Origin of the sequence: Pseudohongiella acticola, assembly GCF_001758195.1 — a bacterium.
Classification (GTDB): domain Bacteria; phylum Pseudomonadota; class Gammaproteobacteria; order Pseudomonadales; family Pseudohongiellaceae; genus Pseudohongiella; species Pseudohongiella acticola.
The window spans coordinates 2,073,295-2,097,444 of sequence record NZ_MASR01000001.1 but is presented as its reverse complement, the minus strand read 5'-3'; the positions used below and the strand labels follow the sequence as shown (position 1 = coordinate 2,097,444).

Genomic DNA, 24,150 nt, shown 5'->3' with positions numbered 1-24,150 from the left:
TACTCCCGGGTTCCGATCAGATCGACATCTGATCAGCAATCAGCGCGATATCCGCTGACAGCACCAGTTTTGCGATAAGCTCCTCGCAGCGCACACGGTCCAGTCCACAACGTTCGAACATGGCATCGCTCACCGGCTCGGGCGGAGCGTCGCCGATACCATGCGCGCGGAACAGGCGCATGGCAATAAAAATCAGATTTGCATAAATCGCATGCGGGCCATTGTAAGTACCGTCCTGCTGGTAACGCAGCGCAACAGACACTTCTTCCGGCATGGTCCAGGATTGCATCAGCCAGGCGCTAATCTGCTCGCGGCTGATGCCGATCAGGTGTTTTTCGATGGCGACGTGACTGATTTCGGGGTTGGCTTCGGTGTAGCGGCAGATCGTGGAAAAATGTTCAGGAAACGTATGTGCCAATACCAGAAAACCGAAATTATGCAGCAGCCCGGACAGATAAATCATACCCTGCCGGGGGCGTTTGTTACCGGGCACCATGCGGGCCATCGCTTCCACGGCAGTGGAGCAATACACTGCCTGCAACCAGTAAGGTGTGAACCCGGCACTCTGGTCTTTGGGAACTTCCACGGTTTTGCCCAGTATCAGTCCGATGGCCAGATTACTGACCAGATCAAAGCCCAGTACACGGATGATGGCATCCTGCACCGAGCGGATTTTGCCCGGTGCGGCGTAGTAGGGTGACGACGCCCAGCTGACCACCTGGGCTGCCAGGCTGGGGTCGGCTTCCACAATGCTGGTCAATTCGGACACCGTTGCATTGGGGTTGGCGCGCAGCGCCATGATGCGGTCAGCGGTAGCCGACAGAGGCGGAATCTCCAGTGTTTCGTCCAGACGCTGGCGAATTCGCAGAGAAGTAAAGTTCTGGATGGAATCACTGATCTGCTGGGTGTCGCTCCCTGCCTCAGGCAGGTCGTGCTTTAATTTTGAAGCGTTCAGCGTAAAGGCAATATGGCGGATATTGATTTCGCGTTCGTGTAACGTGGCGCGCAGCGCCGACAGTGTCATGCCGCTTTCATTTACAACCAGTGCGTCTTCGGCACTCAGGCTGCTATCGATTAACGTGGGCAGGGTAAAAACATCGCGGCAGCCTTCGAGGGGTTGCAGGTGTCGGTTGCGACTGGCGCTGACGATGTCTTCCTGAGACAGGGGTACAAACCCGCGGTCAGTGACACTTTGCAGTGTACGAAGGTCCAGCAGCGAACTGAAAGGTAAAATACATTGCACCAGTGTGCGGTTGTCTTTTAGCAGTACGCAGCGGATTGCAGGTTTGTAATCAGACATTGCCGTATAGTTCCCGGTCGCCGAGCCAGCGGTTTACCAGCGGGTCGATATGTGAAGAATATTCTTGTTCAAATTTATCTGCCGTGGATTTTACCGGATCAAGCAAGGCAGCGTCACGCACCAAATCGGCAATCCGGAAACTCATTAAGCCAGTCTGTCGGGTTCCCAGTACCTGCCCGGGCCCGCGAATGGCCAGATCCTGCTCGGCAATGTAGAAGCCATCATTGCTGTCACGCATGATACCCAGACGCTGCTTGCCAATCTGTGACAGCGGTGTCTGGTACAACAGCAGGCAATGGCTGGCCTTGGCGCCTCTGCCAACCCGGCCGCGCAGTTGATGCAATTGTGCCAGCCCCAGTCGCTCGGGGTTCTCGATAATCATCAGGCTGGCATTGGGCACGTCAACGCCAACTTCGATGACCGTGGTGGCCACGAGCAAATGCAGGCCTCCCTGTTTGAATGCGGACATCACTGCACTTTTCTCGGTGGCTTTCATGCGGCCGTGCACCAGACCAATGGCCAGATCCGGCAACTGCGCCTGCAATGCGGCCAGCGTTGCTTCTGCCGCCTGACATTGCAGACTCTCGGATTCCTCAATCAGGGTGCACACCCAGTAGGCCTGATTGCCTTGCAGGCAGGCCTGATGAATACGCTCGATAACGTTATCGCGGCGTTCATTGGAGATAATCACGGTATTGACGGGCGTCCGGCCCGGAGGCAATTCATCGAGCACACTGCAGTCCAGATCGGCATAGGCGCTCATGGCCAGCGTGCGCGGAATCGGTGTTGCCGTCATTACCAGTTGATGCGGAATGCCCTCACCGTTATTGCCCTTTTCGCGCAGTGCCAGGCGCTGATGAACGCCAAACCGGTGCTGCTCATCAATAATGATCAGGCCCAGTCTGTTAAATTCCACGCCATCCTGAAACAGAGCATGAGTGCCCACGGCAATTCTGCTGCTGCCGTCTTGCAGGGCCTGCAGCGTTTGCTGGCGCTGGCGGCCCTTGACCTTTCCGCTGAGCCAGCCCGGTTGCAGACCCAGCGGCGCCAGCCATTGTGTGAAATTGGCCAGATGCTGCTCCGCCAGAATTTCAGTGGGCGCCATGATGACCGCCTGGTAGCCACTGTCCACGGCCTGCAGCGCGGCCAGGGCTGCCACCACGGTTTTGCCCGAACCCACATCCCCCTGCAGCAGCCGCAGCATGGGTTGATCAAGCGTCAGGTCCTGGCTGATTTCACCACAGACGCGCGCCTGGGCCTGGGTCAGAGTAAACGGGAGTTGTTTGAGGAAAGCCTGGCTCAGCTTATTCTGCGCACGCATGACGGGTGCCAGCAGTTGCGCCGATTGCTGGCGCAGACGGCGCAGGCACAGGCGATGACTGAGCAGTTCTTCAAAGGCCAGGCGCTGTTGCGCCGGATGCTCGCCGGCGAGAAGTTGCGCCACCGGAGCCTGCACCGGCGGGTGGTGCAGGTACTCAAGCGCGTCGGCCAGGCTGGGGTAGGCAAATTGGTGCAGGGTCTCAGCCGGGATCCAGTCCGGCAGGGATGCCGGCAACTGCAGATACGCCAATGCCTGATCGATAAGTTTACGCAAACGGGTTTGTTGCAGGCCATCGGTGGCTGGGTATATCGGTGTCAGCCGGTCAGCAACCGGCGACATTTCGTCGGGCCGAAGTACCTGGTATTCAGGGTGGTAGATCTCATATCCGTTTTTACCGCTGCGGATTTCACCGTAACAGCGCAAGCGATTGCCCGGCGCCAGCATTTTTTTCTGAGCCGCGCTGAAGTGGAAAAACCGCAGGCTGATGATGCCACTGGCATCCTTTATCTTGCACACCAGGCTGCGGCGTCGGCCAAAATCCAGCTCGCAACTCAGGATGTCGGCCTCCAGCATGACGTCGTCACCGAGCCGGACTCTACCGATGGCGGCAATTCGGGTGCGATCCTGATAGCGCGAGGGCAGGTGAAACAACAGGTCCTGTACGGTGTGAATATGCAGGGTGGCGAGCCGTTCGGCCAGCCGTGCGGCGACCCCCTTGAGTTGCGTTACCGGTATGTCGCTGAGCGCCGCCGGAGCTGTCATGGTGGTTGCATTCAAGCCGTCGCGGGCAGAATCATGATGGCGTCGATTTCGACCTGCACGCCACGCGGTAATGCTGATACCTCAATGGTCGCACGTGCCGGATAGGGGGTCTGAAAATACTGCTGCATGGTGGTGTTGACGATGGCAAAGTTGTTGAGATCTGTCATGTAGATCGTCAGTTTTACACAATCGTCCAGCGTGCCGCCTGCTTCCGCTGCCACCGCGGACAGATTCTCCAGTACCTGGCGGGCCTGGGCTTCCACGTCGCCGGCGACAACGTCCATGGAGACTGGATCCAATGGAATCTGCCCGGACAGAAATACCATGTTGCCGCTTTTGATGGCCTGGGAATAAGGGCCGATGGCAGACGGTGCGCGGTCAGTGGAGATAACGTGTTTGTCAGCCATGTGCGTTCCTTGTTCCTGATGTGCCGCCTGTTTTCAGGCGACATGAGTTGGTCAGTGACTGCTTACTTTCAATGATGTCGTTTCAAACTCTCTGGGGCGATGCTGCCTTTGATGGGTTTTACCAGTTTCCGGCTTTTCACCCGTGCCACTCGTGTTACCGGTTTGATCAGGCGTACGTGTTTCATCACTCGCGCCAGATGGATTCGGTTACGCACATTCAGCAGCAAATTAACGATGCTGAACCTGGCATCACGTTCAACGGTGCTGATGCGTTCGATATTGGCCTCTTTACTGGTGATGGCGGTTGCCAGTTTGGCAATGATGCCGCGCTCATTTTCCAGCTCGACACGAATCTCGACAGCGAACTCGCCTTCCACATCGGGATCCCAGCGCACCGACACCACTTTTTCCGGATTCTGGCGGATCTCAGCAATGTTGTTGCAGGTTTCGGTATGGATGACCATGCCGCGACCGGAGCTGATGTGGCCGACAATGGGGTCGCCAGGTATCGGATAACAGCACTTGGCGTAACTCATCACCATGCCTTCCGAGCCGCGGATGGCCAGCGATGCCTGCTTGGCGTCCTTGCTGGTGGCCTTGGGTATTTCCTTGGCTTCTTCCGGGAACATCTTCTGCGCCACGATGTGGGCCATGCGATTGCCAAGGCCAATGTCGCTGAGCAGGACATTCAACTCGCTGACATTCAGTTGTTCCAGCAGCTCCTGCATTTGCTCGGCGCTGAGTTTTTCCAGTTGGGTGCCATGGCCCGCCAGGGATTTGTTTAGCAGGCGGCGGCCCAGGGAGATGGATTCGGACTCACGCTGGTTTTTCAGGTAATGCCGGATATTACTGCGCGCCTTGCCGGTGACGACAAAGCTGAGCCAGGCCGGATTGGGTTGTGCCCCCGGTGTGGTGATGATCTCCACGGTCTGGCCACTTTCCAGTGGTTCGCTCAGTGGTGCCAGGCGACGGCTGATGCGGCAGGCGACACAACTGTTGCCAACGTCAGTGTGGACCGCGTAGGCAAAATCAACCGCCGTCGAGCCCGCTGGCAATTCCATGATGCGGCCTTTGGGTGTAAACACGTAGATCTCGTCCGGGAACAGGTCAATCTTGACATTTTCGATAAATTCGAGGGAGTTGCCTGCATTTTGCTGCATTTCCAGCAGGCCGTTGACCCATTGCCGTGCCCGGATATGGGCGTTGCTGGGCGTGTCGTCCGATGATTTGTATAACCAGTGCGCGGCAATGCCGTTGTTGGCCATGGCTTCCATTTCTTCGGTACGAATCTGAATCTCGATCGGCACGCCGTGCATACCAAACAGCGTGGTGTGCAGGGACTGGTAACCGTTGGCCTTGGGGATGGCAATATAATCCTTGAAACGGCCGGGAACAGGTTTAAAAAGATTGTGAACAGCGCCCAACACACGGTAACAGGTGTCGACCGAGTCAACCACGATGCGGAACGCGTACACGTCCATGATTTCGGAAAACGATTTTCGTTTGGTGCGCATCTTGTCGTAGATGCTGTACAGGTGTTTTTCGCGACCGATGGTACGCCCGGGCAGGCCTTCGCGTTCCAGGCAGGCCTCAATCGCGCTCTGCACCTGCTTAACAATCTCTTTGCGATTGCCGCGAATGGCTTTGACGGCCGCATCGATGCGTCGCGCCCGCATCGGATAAATTGCATCAAAACCGAGCTCCTCAAATTCCACGCGCACCGCATTCATGCCCAGGCGGGCGGCGATGGGCGAGTAGATATCGAGGGTTTCCTTGGCGATGCGCCGGCGTTTCTCCGGGCTCAGTACATCCAGCGTGCGCATGTTATGCAGGCGGTCGGCCAGCTTCACCAGGATCACCCGCAGGTCGCGGGCCATGGCCAATGCCATTTTCTGGAAGTTTTCGGCCTGAGCCTCGGCGTGACTGCTGAAGGTGATTTTGTTGAGCTTGCTGACGCCGTCGACCATGTCGGCCACGGTCTCGCCAAACTGGCTTTTCACTGCTGTTTTGCTGACGCCGGTGTCTTCAATCACATCATGCAGCATGGCAGCCATCAGGCTTTGATGGTCCATGTGCATTTCACTGAGGATATTGGCAACGGCAAGCGGGTGCGTGACGTAAGGTTCGCCACTGCGGCGGTATTGGCCATCGTGCGCCTGCTCCGCATAGAAATAGGCGCGGCGTACACTGTCCACCTGGTCGGATGCCAGGTAGCCCGATAGGCTACCGGCAAGCGAGTCGATTGTTAATGTCACCAGCCGACTCCTGTATTGCTTAATCGTCCTCGGACAGGGGCTCTTCTGCAGGCTCGGCTTCCGGGTCTGCAACAATGGCACCCATCATGGCGGCGGTTGCGTCCAGTTCCGCTTCTGCCATTTCCCGCGCAGGTGCTGGGCGCACTTTCAGAATGCTGGCATCAACAAGACCGTCAGCGATTTCGCGCAGCGCGATCACGGTGGGTTTGTCATTGTCTTCTGGCAGCAGCGCATCTTTGCCGCCGGTCTGCAGTTGACGTGCGCGTTTGCTGGAGATCATCACCAATTGAAAGCGATTGTCTACCTTGTCCAGACAATCTTCTACGGTAATACGTGCCATATAAAACCTGCCTTTTGAACTCAAAATTGTTGCTTGAATCTGTTGCTTGACTCTGTTGCCAGGAGCCAGTTACGCCATGATTTGACGCATCGCGACCGGGGATACCAGGCCAGCGCACATCGGGGCTTATAACAGAGGACCGGGTATGATACTGAATTTATACACGGCTTGCATGCAAATTCCGTGAAACGGCGACAAAAACGCCTGTAAAGTCTGCCGTAAGGCGTATTCTCAACATAACAGTCAGGCCAACAGGTCCTGCAGCAGGGCTCCGTTGTTGCGCAGCTGTTGCTCGCGCTCCAGGCGGGCAGCCCGGATAATCGCGCGAAGGTCGTCCAATGCTGAATCAAACTGATCGTTGATGACGAGATAGTCAGCTTCGCCATAATGCGATATTTCGTTCTTTGCCAGTTGCATGCGACCGGAGATAGTCGCTTCATCGTCCTGGCCACGACCGGTCAGTCGTTCCTGCAGCGTGGGCAGCGACGGTGGCAGAATAAAGATGCTTTTTACCGGTTTGATCAGCTTGCGGACCTGTTCGGCGCCCTGCCAGTCAATTTCCAGTATCACATCCATGCCCTGATCCAGTTGCTCCTGTACCCAGATGCGCGACGTTCCGTACAGATTGCCGAATACTTCCGCTGATTCAAGAAAATCGCCGGCGTTTCGCATGCTCTGAAATTGCTCGCGGGAGACAAAATGGTAATTAACACCGTTCTGTTCGCCGGGCCGCATGGTTCGGGTGGTATGAGATATCGATACGCACAGGGCATTGTCGCCATCGGCGAGCAGGGCGTTGACCAGACTGGTTTTACCGGCGCCCGAGGGTGCGGAGATTGTGTAAAGCGTGCCTCGGGCCATAGTGGTATCGGGACTGCGATGTCAGCGGGTGGAGTGGGTGGTGATGCGGCAGAACTATAGTCAATCCTGCCCTGGGTGTCCACCGCCCTGTTGGCCTGGTGACAATGGCCAGAACCTGCGCGGCGGCCGTCAGGGACGTTGCCGCCATGCAGGTTCGAATCACCATCAGGGAATCCTGACCAGCCCGATATGGTTGCTGCTGCTCTGGTGAATCAACAGGTTCTTGTCTTCGGTGACCCAGACATGGCGGATGATGCCCACGCCTGAAGGCACGGCCCAGCTCTGGAAACGCTCGGACGCCGGGTCAAAGCGCACCAGTGCATCGGGGCGCATGCCGGATTCGTTGTACCAGATCACATCATCAATGACGGCCATCGAGTATGGGTGCGAGTCGGGTCCGCTGGGTGAATCCCATTGCGTGATCTCGCCGCTGTCGGGGTCCAGTCTGCCGATTTTGCCCATGGTGGAATTGACGAACCAGACGTTGCCTTCGCTATCCAGGTCAAGGCGACGGATACGGGTGCGCTCATCAGGCACGTCATAATATCGCACTTCCATGGACTCAGGGTCCATGCGGCCCAGCTTGTTGGTGCCGTTGTAGGCGACCCAGACGTCACCGCCCTGATCGACCTTGATGCCGTAGGGTCTGGGTTCGGTCTGGATTTCCCGCATTTCGCCGGTTTCCGGATTCAGACGACCCAGCATGCCGGCGCCCTGTGACGTGAAAAACAGATTACCGTTAGGGTGGAAAACCGCAGAATGCGGATCCCGTGCCTCGGTAGGATATTCGGTGATCATGCCAGTTTCCGGATCAAGCATCCCGATGGTGCCGTTGCTGTTGCCGGTGTACCAGATATTGCCATCGTCATCGGGCACAATGGTGTGGGGGCGCGCACTGGGTGGCAGTTTGAATTCCTCCATCATGCCGGTTTCCGGATCCAGACGTCCGGCCAGGCTCGCCCACATGCCGGTCCACCAGATGGAGCCATCGGGTGCTTCGGCGGGGTCACGGGAACGCTGGCCCAGCGTGGGTACCTGCCATTCAGTGATCTCAATATCAAAATCCCCGGCAATCAGATTGGGGCGTCGGCTGGTGTCTTCCGGGAAGTGTGTCGCCAGATAAGTGGCAATGGTCTCGGCCTGCGCTTCAGGCAACCGGACCATGGTGGAAAACACCCGGTGCCAGTCTGCGGCAGAAGCATAGCCCGCGGAGCGTTGGATATAGTTGAGACCGTGGCAGGTAGTGCAGGCAATTTCCACCAGCTCCTTGCCCGGGCCGTCCGGCAGTGCATTATTGCCACCGGGCTGGGCTAAAGCTGACGTGGCGGCCAGTAAACCCGCGCCGACACCTGCAAGCGAAAGTACGTGCTTGAACATAGTCGAGACTCCTTGAAAGCATTTTTTTATAGACGCATAAGAATCAGACAGGCTGTCGCAGCTTGCAACAATGTCCACAAACCGTCAACTAATACCGCCGTGAAGAGCATCCTGCAGACAGGCGCGCTATAATCAGACAACTCAAAAGGATACGTACGCTATGTCTTATCAGGAAACTGAGGCGCCGGTTCGCCTCACCGCCTTCAGCCACGGCGCCGGCTGCGGCTGCAAAATTGCGCCGGCCGTGCTCGATCGCATTCTGACTTCTCAGCGCCAGTTCGCGCCTGACCCCGCCTTGCTGGTGGGCAACAGTTCCCGTGATGACGCTGCTGCCTATGACATTGGCAATGGCCAGGTCATCCTCAGTACCACCGATTTTTTTATGCCCATCGCTGACGATCCGTTTGATTTTGGACGTATCGCGGCCACCAATGCCATCAGTGATATCTATGCCATGGGCGGACGGCCATTGATGGCCATTGCCATTCTGGGCTGGCCCGTCGACAAGCTGCCACCGGAGATCGCTGGTCAGGTGGTTGATGGCGGCCGTCAGGCCTGCGCCGATGCCGGCATGGTACTGGCCGGTGGGCACAGTATTGATTGTCCGGAGCCGGTGTTCGGTCTCGCGGTCACCGGGCTGGTTGCGCGTGACCACCTGAAGCAGAACAATACCGCCACCGATGGCTGCCTGCTGTACCTGACCAAACCGCTGGGCGTGGGTGTGTTGACCACCGCGCAAAAAAAGAACCGGCTAAAACCTGAACATGAATTCCTGGCGCGTGATGTCATGTGTCAGCTCAACACGCCCGGACTGGCGCTGGCGCAGATAGCCGGCGTCAGAGCCATGACTGATGTCACCGGTTTCGGTTTGATGGGACACCTGCTGGAAATGTGTGAGGGCAGTGATCTCTATGCAGACCTGATAGCCGACCGCGTGCCGGTGCTGCCAGCCGTGCCAGATTATATTGCGCAGGGCTGTATACCCGGAGGCACGCTACGTAACCATGACAGCTACGGACACAAACTGGCGCCGATGGCTGATGATCTCAGACACTTATTATGTGACCCGCAGACCAGTGGCGGTCTGTTGATTGCCGTGGAGCCTGAGAGCCGTGGCGAGGTCGAGACAGTGCTGCGCCAGCAAGGCGTACCAGAGGAGTTGTGTTCGCCTATCGGGGAAATGAAATCGATTACAGATACTTCGGTCAATAAATCGGCCGTTCGTGTCAGGCTCATCTGACATGCGAGCCGATACCCGGGATTACCAGTCCCTGTTTCTGAATGACGTGCCATTGATAGACACCCGGGCGCCCATCGAATTTGCTCGCGGGGCATTCCCCAATGCCGTCAACCTGCCGTTGATGACAGATGATGAACGTGCTGCGGTGGGCACCTGTTACAAAGAACAGGGACAGCAGGCTGCCATCGCACTGGGGCATCAACTGGTTAATGGCGCCACCAAAGCGCAGCGTGTCGACGCCTGGCTGGAGCGCGCGCGGGCAACGCCGCAAGGGTATCTGTACTGCTTTCGCGGCGGGCTACGATCACAGATCTGTCAGCAATGGATAGCAGAAGCAGGTCTGCATTACCCAAAAGTGGACGGTGGTTACAAAGCCATGCGACAGTATCTGTTGGCAACGCTGGAGCAGATCTGTGATGAGCAGGAAATACAGATCCTTGCCGGCCATACCGGTTCTGCCAAAACCGATCTTTTAGTTGAGATACCTGACGCTATTGACCTGGAGGGCATTGCCAATCATCGGGGCAGCGCTTTTGGCAAGCGTGCAGACGGACAGCCGTCACAGATAGATTTTGAGAACCGGATGATTATCGCCATGCTCAGGCATGTGCATAAACACCCGGGCAAGCCCATCGTACTGGAAGACGAGAGCCGTCTGATCGGGCGTTGTGCGCTGCCGCAGAATCTGCGGGATGCCATGGCCAAAGCGCCACTGATACAACTGACAAGCGATCTTGATGCGCGAACCGAGCATTCCTACGTCAACTATATTCTGCGCAAATCAGCCGAATGGCAGCAACATGCCGGCGCGCAGCCCGGCTTTGAACTGTTTATAGAGGATCTGCGCGACTCACTGTTCCGCGTGCGCAAACGTCTGGGCGGAGAGCGATATGCGACCGTGGCGGCACAGATGGAACAAGCCATAAAAAACCATAAGGCTGGTGACCCGGGCGAACATCGGATATGGATTCGCACTCTGCTGAAAGAATATTATGATCCGATGTATGATTTTCAGGCGCAGAAACATACCGGGCGCGTGATATTCAGCGGTAATGCCGGTGCCGTCAAAGAGTTTTTGGCGACACAGAACAACTGAACTTTGCCCGGGCAGTGCTGGCAACAGGAGTGATTGAGTGGTGGCAGAAGAAAACCAGCAAAAGGTGAACGCACTGGAGGTGTTCCTGGTGTTTCTGCGTCTGGGGCTGACGTCATTTGGCGGCCCAATTGCGCACATTGGTTATTTTCGTGATGAGTTTGTCAGTCGCCGGCGCTGGCTCAGTGAAAATAGCTATGCCGACCTGGTAGCGCTGTGTCAGTTTCTGCCCGGTCCTGCCAGTAGTCAGGTCGGGCTGGCACTGGGATTATCCCGCGCGGGGTATCGTGGCGCGCTGGCTGCCTGGTTGGGATTCACGCTGCCATCGGCATTGGCTTTGATATTGTTGGCGGTCGGCATTTACGGGTTTGCCGAGGGCACGGTTGCGTCAGGGTTGTTATCGGGCCTGAAAGTCGTGGCGGTAGCCGTGGTGGCGCAGGCGGTCTGGGGCATGGCAAAAAATCTGTGCCCTGACACCCCGCGCCTGACCCTGATGGCTGTCGCCACCTGTCTGGTGCTATTGCTGCCGTCGGTCTATGCCCAGGTGGGCGTTATCGTAGCGACCGGTATCGTCGGCCTGATTGTGTTCAAACCGGCAGCGGGCAACTTCGCTGACGACTGGCAGGTGCCGGTCACACGTGGCGCTGGTGCGTTCTGGTTAGGTCTGTTTTTTTTCCTGCTGCTGGCGCTGCCCATTCTGTTGAATCTATTTCCATCGCATACGCTGGCATTGATTGACTCTTTCTACCGTGCGGGTGCGCTGGTGTTTGGCGGGGGGCATGTGGTGCTGCCGTTGTTGCAGGCCGAAGTGGTGCCGCCGGGCTGGGTACCGGAAGACATGTTTCTGGCCGGCTACGGCGCTGCTCAGGCTGTGCCAGGTCCACTTTTTACCTTCGCGGCGTTTCTGGGTGCTTCCATGACGCAACCGCCGACTGCGCTGCTGGGTGGCCTGATCTGTCTGCTCGCCATCTTCACGCCGTCATTCCTGCTCATCGCTGGCGCACTGCCATTCTGGCAGCAACTGCGTGCCAGCACGCGAATGCAATCGGCACTGATGGGTATCAACGCCGGTGTCGTGGGACTGCTACTGGCCGCGCTTTACGATCCTGTGTGGACCAGCGCCATTGTCGGTGCCAAAGAGTTCGCCATGGCTCTGGTGGCGTTGATCGCGCTCATGGCCTGGAAAATACCGCCCTGGCTGGTGGTCATCGCAACCGCACTGACAGGGCTCATACTAACCTGAGGAAACGCTGGCCATGACAGAAACCGGTGGGCGTATGCCCCAATTGGCTTGGGCCATACCCCATCGGTTTCCATGCATTGGCCCTGCAGGCTCAAGTTCTCACAAGTCAGCCCTTAATCCAGCGGCAAAAACCCCAGCGCATTATTGTTATTCATCGGAATCACAATCTGATTCTGTACCGAGTCATAACAGATCGACGCCGCACTGGGGATGCCCACTGCAATCACTTCGGCCTCCTCGCCAGGCACAATTTTCGAAATACTGCCATAACGCACACTGCTGACATACTTGGTACCGTCTTCGGTCACCACGATGCCGTCATTGCCGCTTTCCGCTGCAAACTCCGTGTTGACCAGATCGCTGTCAGTGTTGAACGTCATTACATGGTTGTTGCCGATATTGACGACAACGATATTTCCATCGTTGTCCACGGCCACGCCATTGGGCAGCATCAAAGGTGAACCATCAATAAAGACGGATGCTTCGCCGTCCGGTGGTATTCGATAAACCCGTTGCGGATCGCGAGTGTTGGACGCATAGATGGTGCCATCCTCAGCGACCGCGATGCCGTTAAGGCCATTGGCGCCAGCACTGGCGGCAGAGTGTGCGGCGATGGGCTGGCCACTGGCCAGGTCAAATGTACGCACCGTCGCTGTATCCGCCACGTAAAGCACACCATCATGGACGGCGCTGCCCAGCGGTTGATTCAGGGTCAGGCCGTCGCGGCTGTTGCCGATCCACTTGGCGGTATGCACCGAGCCATCAGGGTTGATCAGTGAAACATAACCGTCATTTTCTTCCATGGCCTGCGGTACACCTGCGTTCATGGCAAGAATCAGGTTGCGCTCAGGGTCGAAGGTGCAGCTTTCGGCAAAACGGAAACTGCCGAATACTTTGACGTTGCTCGACATCGGTGTGGCTTCGCCAGCTTCGTTGACAGTTGCCAGTGGTTCACCGGCGGTAAAGGTCTGTGCGCTGCTCCAGGTGCTGAAAGCCAGCGCGACAGCGCCGGCAAGGCAGGATATTTTCATCAGTGTTTCTCCTTAAACAGGGGCAGCTAGTATACTGCCCGGACTAACAACGGGTTAATTAATTCATTCCATAGCCTGTCGAACAGTTTACAAGATTGCAGGGGCATTCATATCACCACACAATTCATGATATCGGTTTTTCTGTTCGCGCTGTCGGCGGCGATAACACCCGGTCCCAACAACGTGATGCTGATGAGTTCCGGCGTCAATTTTGGTATTCGCCGCAGTGTGCCCTTGTTGCTGGGTGTGTGTATTGGCTTTCCAGCAATGTTTGTTGCCATCGGCCTCGGTCTGGGCGCAATCTTTCAGCGTTATCCACAGGTGCACACGGTCATCTCCGTGGTTGGTATTGCCTATCTCCTGTATCTGGCCTGGCGTATTGCCCGCAGTGGTCGACCGCAACAGGTCAAGGATATCAAACCGCTGACGTTTCTGCAGGCTGCTGCTTTTCAGTGGGTCAACCCAAAAGCCTGGGTCATGGCGACAGGGGCAATAGCTGCCTTTACCACGGCAGCCGGTAACATGAACCAGCAAGTCATCAACATGACGTTGATATTTATACTCGCGGCAGTGCCAAGCGCGTGGACCTGGTTGTTGTTCGGGGTAGGGTTGCAGAAACTGCTGGCAGATCCGCTATGGTTGCGGCGCTTCAATTATCTGATGGCGGGGTTGCTGGTGTTGTCGATGGTGCCTGTCATCCTCGACTTGCTAAGCTGACAGGCTGTTGAAAACACTTTTTCAACAGCCTGTTCAGCGCCACTCAGGTTGTTAGTGAGTGGGGAAGTTGTCTGGCAGCAGTCGTGGTACAAACTTGGTCATACCTTGTACCGGACCGACTTCGCCGGCGTAGATATTGCCGTCGCTGTCCACGGTAACCCCTTCACCCATGGCACCAATGCCGCCCATGCCGGTAGGACGCTCGGAATTGTGCTCGGGAATGTAGTACCAGACGTCGCCGGTACGTGCACTGCCGATGCGCATGCCTTTGCGCCAGCCCGGATTGTAGTTGCTGTCAGACTCTGAATCGATGGCATACAGCACATCATTTTCATCGATAAACAGACCACTGATGCGGCTGAACTGATACCAGGTGTCCAGGTGCGTGCCTTCCTGGTCGAATATCTGAATACGACGGTTACCACGGTCGGCAACGAACAGGCGGCCCTGTGAATCCATCGCCAGCGCGTGCGGGGAACGCATTTCGCCATCTTCGTAACCCCAGCTGCCCCAGCTCTTCACAAAGGTGCCATCGGGCGCGAACTTGGCAATACGGCTCATTGACGTCGGGCCGTCTTCGTCGCGGAATTGTGCGCTGTGTGTTTCCGACACAAAGATATGGCCGTCCGGTGCAACCAGTACATCGTTGGGCTCAGTGAAATGCGTGGGCAGATCGCCTGCTTCGCCGGGTGTACCCAGCACCATCAAGACTTCGCCCTGAGGGCTGAACTTGACTACCTGATGGCCACCGTAGGCGTCCGGGTTCTGTTCCAGTTCCTGTGCATTGGCGGATCGGGCGTCGGCTACCCAGATGTTACCTTCATGATCCACTTCCATGCCGTGCGGCCACAGAATTTGGCCGGCACCAAAGCTCTGCACGACATTGCCTTCGGGATCCAGCTTTACAATCGGATCCACATCCGACAGCGCACAAGAGTTGGCGCCGCAGCGGTCACCGGCCCAGATATGAACACCGTCGACATCCACATGCACTGCACTGACTGAGCCCCAGTCGCGATCGTCGGGCAGCGTGCCCCAGTCGCGCATGGTTTCATACGGGTTGGGCAGGTTGTTGATGGGCGTAATGTCCGCGTGCTCGGCGGGCCCGGTGGCGCCAGGTTGGGCCAGTGTGGTGCCGGCGAGCAGGGCCATGGCGCCGGAAAGCGCCGTGGTCAGCAGCAAGCGATGACGGGTGAAGGATTGTTTCTTGTTCATCAGATACCTCTGTTGTAATAAACATCTATGTTATTGATTTATATTTACTTAAAAACAGGGCGTGAGCCCTCGACCGTTACAGGGCCGATTCAAAAATGGCCAGCATGCGTCCCCACGCGCGCTCGGCCTGTTCCTCGTGATACACCGTGGAATCGATGACGCACCAGCCGTGCATGGCACCTTCGTAGACTTCGACTTCGGCAGGCACGTTGGCAGCTTCAAAGGCGGCGCGCAGGGCATGCTTGGTCTCAGGGTCGCGTTCGTCATCATTGTCCGCCACGGCAATCAGCATATGCGCATCCATCGTGGGGATACCCAGATGCGGGCTGTCACGGCTGTCCGTCACCAGGCCACCACCGTGGAAGGAACCACCGGCACCGATACGTTCGGGCAATGCCGCCGCCGTCCTCATCACAATCGGGCCGCCCATGCAGTAACCCATGGTGCCAATTTTGCGGTTGGTATCAACAGCCGCCTGCTGGTCAACCCAGGCCACAAAGGTGCGTGCATCAGTGACATGGGTTTCTGCGTTAAGGGCCTGTGCCATCGGCAGCACAAGATTCCGGATTTCCGGGTCACCAAAGCTGGCCCCCTCGGGTACTACGGGCGAGGGCGCGCTGCGATAAAACGGGTGCACAACCAATACCGAGTATCCGGACTGGGCAAGGCGCTTGCCCATTTCGCGAAAGGCCGGTCTCAGGCCGAGAATATCGGGCCACATGATGACAGCAGGATGTTTGCCGCTGGCGGGGTGCACAAAATAGCAATCGGCGACCCCGTCCGGGGTTTCGATCATAACGTCTGACTCAACCACGTCCTGGGCATTGGCAACGGCCGGCAGCATCATGGCGAGGGTTGCGCCGGCCGTCAGGGTATTGAACTGACGACGACTGATCTGACCGGACTTGCGTAAAAACTCGTTGTTTTCTTCAAGCGTATCGAGGTCACACATTGTTATTCTCCTGAAATCGGACAGCTCGGGCCGACCATGCTAATGGATTACGGGCATCTAATAAAGGTATCTTGACGCCATAAGTGCTTGGCACTCATAGTGTTGGGTCTACGTAAAAGCAAAGGAGCTGGACGTATGAAAAAACTATTTATCGGACTGTTGGTAATAGCATTGCTGGTGGGCGCAGGCCTGTTCTATCTGGTCAGCAATCTGGACTCGATGGTAAAGCAGGGTATCGAGAGCAACGGCACCGAGGCCCTGGGGACTGCTGTCCGGGTGGACTCCGTCTCCATTGATCTGACCGCAGGCGTCGCCACGCTGTCCGGGTTCAGCATTGCCAACCCGGAAGGCTTCAGCAATCAGGATATGGTGCGCTTTGATGAGCTGAGAGTTGCCATCGATCTGAGCAGTCTGCGCTCCGATGTGATCCGGATTACTAGCATTAATACCGTTAACCCGTATGTGTTGTACGAATTGCAGGGTGCGCAGTCCAATATCGATGTGATCAGGGCGCGTTTTCCGGCACAGGAGTCGGCACCGGAGACAGAGGCCGGCCCGCAACCGGTCATCGGCCTGGACGCTGTCACCATCAGCGGCATACAGGCATCATTACAATCGAATCTGTTGCCAACGGCGGTCAATGTCAATCTGGGCAACGTAGAACTGCCGGCCGCTGAAGGCACGCCCCCGGAACTGGCGAAGCAGGTCGCACGGCCATTGATAACGCAGCTGGCACGCAACGCAGCGGTGGCCTTTGCATCCCTGCCGGCATCACAATTGCGGGACAGTGCAGGCCAGGCCGTTGAAGCGTTACAGGAACAACTGCAACAGGCTGAAGAGACAGCTCGCAGCGCGGCCGATGAATTGCGCAATCGACTGGGGCTGTAACGAGGTCACGCGATCACTGACATCAACGTTTTTTGGTAAAACGTGTGGCCGGCGCCTGCAACGGGTCGTCCGGCCACGGATGTTTAGGGTAGCGGCCGCGCAGGTCTTTGCGGACCTCAAAGTAACTACCGGCCCAGAATCCGGCCAGGTCCCGGGTGACCTGCACGGGTCTGCGTGCCGGAGACAGCAGGTGAATCAATAGCGGCACCCGGCCGTTGATAATGGTGGGGGTATCCGTCTGCCCGAACATTTCCTGCAGTTTTACCGCCAATACCGGTTCATCCCCGCTGTAATCCAGCCGGATGCTGGAGCCACTGGGCACCTGAAGGTGGGTGGGTACCAGTTGATCCAGTTGTGCCTGCAGCGCCCAGTCCAGACTTTGAACAAACAACCGGGACAGGGGCAGGCGCTTGACCTGGTCCAGACGGCGAAGGCCGCTCAGGTGTGGCAGCAGCCAGTTTTCCAGGTCAGCGTGCAGGGCCTCATCAGTCACCTCGGGCCAGGGCTTGCCCAGCGTCTTGTGCAACAGACGCAGGCGACCCATCAGCGCCCTGTCGTCGTCTGTCCAGGGCAATCCGTTACGTCGCAGCGCCTCCAGCAAGGCCCGGCTGACCACGTCAGGCGACAAATTCCCGGGGCCCGCAACAGGCTGACGTGTCGCCAAGACCAGTTCACCCAGGCGCTGTTGTTGTTCGGCGATCAATTGGCCGGATCTGTCGTCCCAGTACACCCGATCCTGCCAGACAGCAGCGGCAGGCAATGTCTGCAGCAAAACATCCCTGCTGATGGCAATGGCGTGGAACACACGCGCGGCACTGGCCTGCCCGTCCAGGTCGATGGCGACAAGCAGCTCCTGGTTGCGCAGGGCATGGTGTTCGGGCAGCAGGGCCTGGCCGCCGCTGGCAAGTTTGAAGCGGCCATCACCCTGGTTCTGGGCAATCCGTTCAGGGAAGCCGCGTGCGAGCAATGCCGGTGCCTGGTTCAGGTCGGCATCGTCCAGCTGACACCGCATCCGACGTGCCCATTGTTGTGCCATGTGGCGCCAGCGGCCGGCACTTCCGTGCGTCTGCTGCCGTGGTCGCGAGGCAAGGCACAAGGCCATGTCCAGAGTTGACTCACCCGGACGCTCTTCCAGCCAGGCCACCAACCAACAGGCCGCCGCCACCATGGCAGACTGTTGGCGACTGAATTCCAGCATCAGCGCAAACCGTGGATGTGTGGGCCATTCAGCGCAGCGCTGTCCCAGCACAGTCAGACTGCCATTGGGCTCCAGCAGGTCCAGTGATAACAGCATGTCGCGACAGCTACTCAGCGCCGCGGCCGGTGGTGGTGTCATCCAGCGCAGCGTGCTGACATCGGTAACGCCCCAGCGCGCCAGCTCAAACACCAGAGATGACAGGTCGCTCTGCAGCATTTCTGCTTCCCGATGGGAGGTCAGCACCTGCTCCTGAGACCATAAGCGATAACACAGGCCCGGTCCCTGCCTGCCGGCCCGCCCCCGGCGCTGGTCTGCGCTGGCGCGATTGACGGTTCGGGTGTCCAGCCGGGTCAGCCCGGACCGGGGCTGAAACACTGGTACCCGTTCGCGGCCGGCATCCACCACAATGCGCACGCCGGGCACGGTGACACTGGATTCGGCAATGGCGGTGGACAGAATGACCCGGCGACGGTTGCGCAGGCTGCCGCGCAATACCTGTTGCTGTTCGGCCAGCGGCAGCTGTCCGTGGAGTGCATGAACATCAATGTCCGGTGCAAGGTTGTCGAGCTGGCGTTGCAGGCGACGAATCTCGGCCTGGCCGGGCAGAAACACCAGCACGTCGCCGTCCTGCGCTGACAAGGCTTCGCGGATGACAGCAGTCTGGTGACTGGCTGCGTTGTCATGGCGATTGTTATTCGTGGGCGCCGGCCGGTATGCGGTGGTAACCGGCCAGCTTTGGCCCGGACAATCGATAATCGGGGTCGTTTCGCCCAAGGTGCGCAGCAGCGCGTCAGTATCCAGCGTCGCAGACATCACCAGTATTCTCAGGTCGGGCCGCAGCCCCTGTTGCACATCCAGTGCCAGCGCGAGCCCCAGATCGGCATCCAGGCTGCGTTCGTGAAATTCATCAAAGATGAGCCCGGCGATCCCGTCCAGCGTGGGGTCATCCTGCAGGATCCGGGTCAGAATACCCTGCGTGACGACTTCGATACGGGTGTTGGCGCTGACCTGGCTGTCGCCCCTGACCCGATAGCCAACGGTCTCACCGACACGCTCCCCCAGTTGCTCGGCCATGAACCCTGCTGCAAGCCGGGCGGCAATCCGCCGGGGCTCAAGCAAAAGCCAGCGCTTCTGGTCCGGTGTATCCGTCAGCAAGGCCAACGGAACCCGGGTGGTTTTGCCGGCGCCGGGCTGCGCCACCAGCACGCAGTTAGCCTGCTGCTGCAGGCTGGCACGAAGTGCGGGCAGGACCGCATCAATGGGCAGTGGCGCATCAGCGCGTGTCATATTCGGTTATCCGCTGTCGGTCAGGCCGAAATCGCCGCCGATACCCAATAAAGTAGCGATACCCAGCGCAAGAAAGATGACAGCAGCGACCATGTGTATCGCCTTGATGGGTAATTTATGTGCCAGCTTGTCACCCAAATAGACCGCTGGCACATTGGCAATCATCATACCCAGCGTGGTCCCCAGAACCACCCATAGCAGATTTTGATATTGCGCGGCGAGGGCGACGGTCGCGATCTGTGTTTTGTCTCCCATCTCGGCAATAAAAAATGTGATCAAGGTGGCACCAAACACGCCGTAACGAGTGGCGTGGGTATCTGTATTATCCAGATCATCAGGGATCAGCACCCAGATGGCCATGGCAATAAAAGACAGCCCCAACACCCAGCGCAATGTCTGCGGCCCCATCAGTGTCGTGAGCCAGGTACCAAGCAGGCCGGCAAAGGCGTGATTGGCGAGGGTCGCTAGCAGGATGGCGAGGATGATGGGAATGGGTTTACGATAGCGGGCGGCCAGCAGAAATGCCAACAGCTGCGTGCGATCGCCCATCTCTGCCAGTGCTACCAGGCCTGTAGAAACAAAAAAAGCGTCCATGGAAAGTCTCGGGGTATTGGCAGCGGACTGCACTGGAATGGCGATGCTGCCGAATTCTAACGAAGCCGCGCCACTGCGGCAAGGATAGCCAACCCGGCAACCGGATCAGATTTAAATTGTATGGTGTCCGGACAGTGGGTATGCTTGAGCGCTGGAAGATCAGGAACAAAATCACCGATGTAGCTGTTAGCTGGCCATGCAAAGGTGCCGGCGAAAAGGAGACGACAGTGGGAACTGATTTGGTAAAATTTCGCAGCATGGCCCTGACATTGGCACTCGTGTTGGCATTGCCCGGCTCACTGGTACTGGCGCAACCGGCACCGCCCGTTGATGACAATGTTGAACCCAACGTGGTGCCAAATATTGAACGGGCGACCGATGCCAATGGGGACGCACAAGGTTTTGGCCCCAATATGGTCGAGGTTGCTGGCTACCGCGACCCCCTGATTCGTCTGAATCGTGCTGTTTTTGCTTTTAACGATGTGTCCTATCGTTATGTGCTGATACCTGCGGCCCGCACCTATTTGAATGTAACACCTGACCCTGTCAAGAAAGGCATAGGCAATTTCTTCTATAACCTGCGCACGCCTATATACGCGCTGAATCATCTGTTTCAAGGTAAACCGGATCAGACTGCAAGAGATCTGGGCCGCTTTCTGGTGAATACCACGGTGGGCATTGCCGGCATCTTTGATCCGGCTGAATCCTGGCTGGATATGGAGCGACAGGTGACCAGTGCCGGGGACACCATGGCGAGGTACGGGGTCGGTTACGGCGCCTATCTGGTGCTGCCGTTTATTGGTTCATCAAATCTGCGCAATGCCGGCGGAATGTTGCTGGAGATGCCGTTGAACTCAATTGAATACCTGCTTGATAACCCTGAGTCCACAGCCGTTCGCGTGTTCGACAACTTTCAGCTTTATGCGCCGGTGATTCAGTCCTATACCGACATCACAGCGGAAAGCGAAGATCCTTATATCTTTATGCGTAATCTGCATATTCAGGGTATTCAGCGTGATGCCGCCTACGCTGCGCAGGAACGCGCAGAAGCTGAGTGATCAACCCCGTGATGCAGTAAAGTCGACAAACCAGTCGATGGATGCCGGGTTCGCCATGGAGTCGAGGTTGACGGACTTGGCAATATCCTTGCCCAACAGAATCTTTTTCACCGGGATTTCCAGTTTCTTGCCGGACAGCGTGCGTGGTACCGACGGTATCGCAAACACCTCGTCCGGCACATGACGTGCCGATAAGGTGGTGCGAATCGCGCTCAGCAGTTTCGTGCGCAGGGCCGTGGAAACCCCGGTCTGTTCCGGCGTCGGTTGGCCATTGGATGCCGCACCCGCGATTTCACCGTCTGGCGCCGGGCCGCTCAGCACAACGTCAGTGACGCCGGGTGTACGCAGCACAACAAACAGGACCATATATGACGGCCGCTCCAGATATTCCAGGTCTATCACCAGTGAATCAAGTACCTCATCATGCTCCTCAATAACGCGGTAGATTTCGCTGGTGCCCATGCGAATACCGTGGCGATTGATCGTGGAATCGGATCGACCGTAAATGATACCGGTCACTGACTCTTCACGCGGGATAAGGCGCAACCAGTCACCGTGGCACCAGACACCGGGTCGGGTTGCCGCATAGGTTTCAAAATAACTTTCATAATAACGCGAGCCATCCGTGTCGCCCCAGAAAAACAGGGGCATGGAAGGCATCGGCTCGGTCACCACCAGTTCGCCAACCTCATCCATGACAGCGTTGCCGTCATCATCAAAGGCCTGCGTCGCCACCCCCATTTCACGACATTGCATCTCACCGGCATACACCGGCAATATGGAACAGGTTGTCAGAAAACACGCGCCCGGATCTGTTCCACCGGAAATGCAGCCCAGACGGACGTCCTGTTTAACATGGGAATACACCCATCGGTAGCCTTCCTCGCTCAGCGGTGAGCCGGTGCAGCCAATGGAGCGGAGTGAGGTCAGGTCGAATTGTTCTGCCGGATTGATGCCAGCCTTCATGCACAGTGCAATAAACGCAGGGCTGGTACCAAAGGCATGCATTTTTTCGCGCGCGGCATAACGCCACAAGGTGGTACAGTCCGGGTAGCCGGGGTTGCCATCGAACAGCATGATGGTAACACCGTTCATCAGGCCATTGACCACAGAGTTCCACATAATCCAGTTGGTCGAGGTAAACCAGAAGGCACGATCGCCGGGTCGGGAGTCACCATGCAACAATCCGGCCTTGAGGTTCTGAATAACCACGCCGCCATGGCCATGCACAATCGGCTTGGGCATGCCAGTTGTCCCCGAGGAATAAACAATCCAGAGGGGGTGAGAAAACGGCACCGCCACAAATTCGACCTGTTGCGGTTGGCTGGTGGCGGTTTCAAAATCAATAACGTTGACCTGGCGCGTTGGCTCGTCCGGGAATTCCAGCGTCAGTTCGGCGGCCGGGTCAAGATAGGGCACAAAAATGACACTCTCGACACTGGGCAATTGCCGCACCAGTTGCTGAACAATGTCGCGCCGATCGTAATCGCGACCACCATAGCGGTAGCCATCGATGGCAAACAGAATACGGGGTTCTATCTGGCGGAAGCGATCCAGCACGCCCACTGCACCCATATCGGGGGCGGTACAGGACCAGATGCCACCCTGACTGGTGACCGCCAGCATGGCGGCGACTGTTTCCGGTACATTTGGCATGTAGGCCACGGCGCGGTCGCCGGCTTTCAGGCCAAGCGTTTTTAATGTCGCTGCGATCGACCCGACCTGATTGTTCAGGGTTTGCCAGGACACTTCCGCTCGGTCGACCAGCTCGGACTGGAAAATAATCGCCGGTTCGTCCGCAGCCACTGCCAGGTGAGCCCGGCTCAGGCTGTGTTCAGCGTAATTCAGTGTCGCACCTTCAAACCAGCGCGCGCCGGGCATGGTGCGTTCGACCAGTACCTGGTCGTAGGGAGTATGAGAAATGACACCGCAATAGTCCCAGATGGTCTGCCAGAACGTTTCTATTTCGGTGACTGACCATTGCCAGAGCGCTTCATAATTCGCAAACGACAGCCCGTGAGTCTCTTTCAGCCACTGTTGATAGCGCGTGATGCCAGCGTCACCGATGCGTCCGGCCGATGGCCGCCACAGCGGTTTTGCCGGCGTCATGAGGACTTCTCATTGAACATGGCGATACGGCCACCATCAACAACCAGGTCGTGGCTGTTGATGTAGCTGCTTTCGTCACTGGCCAGAAACAGGGCGGCATTGGCGATATCCAGGGCCAGACCGGAGCGCGGGATGGGTGTCGCCTTCGCCAGGTTGCCTTCCAGCTTGGCCATTTTGGCCTCATTCTCGGCATCGCTCAAGGTTTGCGCCCGGGCAGAGCCGCCCCAGAAAATGGGCGTCGCAATGGCGCCCGGGGAGATGGCGTTGACACGGATATTCCAGGGGCCCAGCTCGACACCGGCCAGGCGCGTCAGGTGGGAGACAGCGGCTTTGGCCCCTGAGTACAGGTACCCGCCCTGAGCGTAACGATGGGCGGCGATGCTGGCATTATTGATGATACTGCCGCCGCCAGTGGATTTCATGACACGGGCGGCGTGTTTGATACCAAAAACCGGTGCGCCGACCAGCAACCGCATGGCGTGAGCAAATTCGTCTTCCGTCACCGATTCGGCACTGCTGCGTTCACCGGCGCCGGCATTATTAAACAGGCAGTCGAGCTGACCGAAGGCGGTCATTGCGGCGTCAACGGCGGCAGCAATATCGGATTCGATCATGATATCTGTGCGTTTGAAGATGACCTGGACACCAAACTCTTCGCTTAACTGTGCGGCCAGCGCTTCACCTTTTTCCGTCGATCGCGCGGCAATCAGCAACTGCGCACCCTGAGCGGCAAAAACGCGTGCCGTTGCCTCACCAATCCCGCTGGTGGCACCGGTAATCAGTGCAACTTTGTGCTGTAGACGACCTGCCATAAAAATTCCCTCTTTATGTTAGTTATTATCGAAGATGCAAGTACCGGAAAAGCATAAACAAGCTGGGCGCTGATAGCAATGCACAGCACA

General features: G+C 57.5%; 18 protein-coding genes and 2 pseudogenes. 6 read left to right on the top strand and 14 right to left on the bottom strand.

The genetic code is table 11. The features are described 5' to 3' along the window. Nucleotides 1-16: 16 nt before the first annotated feature. The 7 genes and pseudogenes from PHACT_RS08930 to PHACT_RS08900 all read right to left on the bottom strand — a co-directional run bounded on the left by PHACT_RS08930 (nt 17) and on the right by PHACT_RS08900 (nt 8,623). Entirely contained in the window at nt 17-1,300 is a 1,284-nt protein-coding gene (locus PHACT_RS08930) for an HDOD domain-containing protein (RefSeq protein WP_070117070.1), read from the bottom strand. Beyond that, nucleotides 1,293-3,383 carry an ATP-dependent DNA helicase RecG gene (recG, locus tag PHACT_RS08925; RefSeq protein WP_070118262.1) on the bottom strand — a complete coding sequence of 697 codons (2,091 nt, stop codon included), beginning with the start codon at nt 3,381-3,383 and terminating at the stop codon, nt 1,293-1,295. The genes PHACT_RS08930 and recG overlap by 8 nt, the downstream gene beginning before the upstream one ends. Before the next feature lie 11 nt (nt 3,384-3,394). Next, entirely contained in the window at nt 3,395-3,790 is a 396-nt protein-coding gene (locus PHACT_RS08920; protein WP_070117068.1) for a RidA family protein, read from the bottom strand. A 131-nt stretch (nt 3,791-3,921) separates the two neighbouring features. Next, nucleotides 3,922-6,045 (bottom strand): annotated as a pseudogene (spoT, locus tag PHACT_RS08915) (bifunctional GTP diphosphokinase/guanosine-3',5'-bis pyrophosphate 3'-pyrophosphohydrolase); the annotation flags it as partial. A gap of 156 nt (nt 6,046-6,201) precedes the next feature. Continuing rightward, nucleotides 6,202-6,385: pseudogene (rpoZ, locus tag PHACT_RS16810) on the bottom strand (DNA-directed RNA polymerase subunit omega); the annotation flags it as partial. A gap of 243 nt (nt 6,386-6,628) precedes the next feature. Then, a complete protein-coding gene (gene gmk / locus PHACT_RS08905) occupies nt 6,629-7,246 on the bottom strand; it encodes a guanylate kinase (RefSeq protein ID WP_070117064.1) in 618 nt (205 codons plus the stop codon). 165 nt (nt 7,247-7,411) lie between these two features. Next, nucleotides 7,412-8,623 carry a Vgb family protein gene (locus tag PHACT_RS08900; protein WP_070117062.1) on the bottom strand — a complete coding sequence of 404 codons (1,212 nt, stop codon included), beginning with the start codon at nt 8,621-8,623 and terminating at the stop codon, nt 7,412-7,414. A 160-nt stretch (nt 8,624-8,783) separates the two neighbouring features. Between PHACT_RS08900 and selD the strand changes: the two genes are divergently transcribed. The 3 genes from selD to chrA are packed head-to-tail and all read left to right on the top strand — an operon-like array spanning nt 8,784 to nt 12,199. Beyond that, complete coding sequence (selD, locus tag PHACT_RS08895) at nt 8,784-9,863, top strand: selenide, water dikinase SelD (protein WP_070117061.1); 1,080 nt, start codon at nt 8,784-8,786, stop codon at nt 9,861-9,863. A gap of 1 nt (nt 9,864) precedes the next feature. Beyond that, nucleotides 9,865-10,959, top strand: a complete 1,095-nt coding sequence (gene mnmH, locus PHACT_RS08890) for a tRNA 2-selenouridine(34) synthase MnmH (RefSeq protein WP_070117059.1) — start codon at nt 9,865-9,867, stop codon at nt 10,957-10,959. Nucleotides 10,960-10,999: 40 nt separating this feature from the next. Then, nucleotides 11,000-12,199 (top strand): chromate efflux transporter, encoded by a 1,200-nt coding sequence (gene chrA, locus PHACT_RS08885; protein ID WP_070118261.1) that lies wholly within the window; start codon nt 11,000-11,002, stop codon nt 12,197-12,199. A gap of 113 nt (nt 12,200-12,312) precedes the next feature. On the opposite strand, the gene PHACT_RS08880 is transcribed toward chrA, so the two are convergent. Further along, complete coding sequence (locus tag PHACT_RS08880) at nt 12,313-13,230, bottom strand: SMP-30/gluconolactonase/LRE family protein (protein ID WP_070117057.1); 918 nt, start codon at nt 13,228-13,230, stop codon at nt 12,313-12,315. Between the two features lie 126 nt (nt 13,231-13,356). On the opposite strand from PHACT_RS08880, the gene PHACT_RS08875 reads away from it, so the two are divergent. Further along, the gene (locus tag PHACT_RS08875) at nt 13,357-13,947 is read left to right on the top strand and encodes a LysE family translocator (protein ID WP_070117055.1); all 591 of its coding nucleotides are present in this window, start codon (nt 13,357-13,359) and stop codon (nt 13,945-13,947) included. 51 nt (nt 13,948-13,998) lie between these two features. Here PHACT_RS08875 and PHACT_RS08870 read toward each other — a convergent pair whose 3' ends face one another. Together PHACT_RS08870 and PHACT_RS08865 are read right to left on the bottom strand one after the other, a co-directional pair. After that, the gene (locus PHACT_RS08870) at nt 13,999-15,162 is read right to left on the bottom strand and encodes a peptidyl-alpha-hydroxyglycine alpha-amidating lyase family protein (protein ID WP_070117053.1); all 1,164 of its coding nucleotides are present in this window, start codon (nt 15,160-15,162) and stop codon (nt 13,999-14,001) included. 76 nt (nt 15,163-15,238) lie between these two features. Further along, a complete protein-coding gene (locus tag PHACT_RS08865) occupies nt 15,239-16,114 on the bottom strand; it encodes a dienelactone hydrolase family protein (RefSeq protein ID WP_070117051.1) in 876 nt (291 codons plus the stop codon). Between the two features lie 135 nt (nt 16,115-16,249). Between PHACT_RS08865 and PHACT_RS08860 the strand changes: the two genes are divergently transcribed. Then, nucleotides 16,250-17,002: an AsmA family protein gene (locus PHACT_RS08860; protein WP_070117049.1), complete on the top strand. Its 753-nt coding sequence runs from the start codon at nt 16,250-16,252 to the stop codon at nt 17,000-17,002. A gap of 22 nt (nt 17,003-17,024) precedes the next feature. Here the strand turns inward: PHACT_RS08860 and hrpB are convergent, their stop codons facing one another. Beyond that, on the bottom strand, nt 17,025-19,487 hold the full coding sequence (gene hrpB / locus PHACT_RS08855) for an ATP-dependent helicase HrpB (protein ID WP_070117046.1): 2,463 nt from the start codon (nt 19,485-19,487) through the stop codon (nt 17,025-17,027). Nucleotides 19,488-19,493: 6 nt separating this feature from the next. Further along, nucleotides 19,494-20,081 (bottom strand): TMEM165/GDT1 family protein, encoded by a 588-nt coding sequence (locus tag PHACT_RS08850; RefSeq protein WP_070117045.1) that lies wholly within the window; start codon nt 20,079-20,081, stop codon nt 19,494-19,496. A gap of 227 nt (nt 20,082-20,308) precedes the next feature. Between PHACT_RS08850 and PHACT_RS08845 the strand changes: the two genes are divergently transcribed. Then, nucleotides 20,309-21,139, top strand: coding sequence for an MlaA family lipoprotein (locus PHACT_RS08845; RefSeq protein ID WP_169819426.1), 831 nt, complete (start codon nt 20,309-20,311; stop codon nt 21,137-21,139). On the opposite strand, the gene PHACT_RS08840 is transcribed toward PHACT_RS08845, so the two are convergent. Both PHACT_RS08840 and PHACT_RS08835 read right to left on the bottom strand, forming a co-directional pair. After that, nucleotides 21,140-23,248 (bottom strand): acetoacetate--CoA ligase, encoded by a 2,109-nt coding sequence (locus PHACT_RS08840; RefSeq protein WP_070117041.1) that lies wholly within the window; start codon nt 23,246-23,248, stop codon nt 21,140-21,142. It abuts the gene before it with no gap. After that, nucleotides 23,245-24,060, bottom strand: a complete 816-nt coding sequence (locus PHACT_RS08835; protein WP_070117039.1) for an SDR family NAD(P)-dependent oxidoreductase — start codon at nt 24,058-24,060, stop codon at nt 23,245-23,247. Before PHACT_RS08835 ends, PHACT_RS08840 begins: the two co-directional genes overlap by 4 nt. Nucleotides 24,061-24,150: the final 90 nt, after the last annotated feature.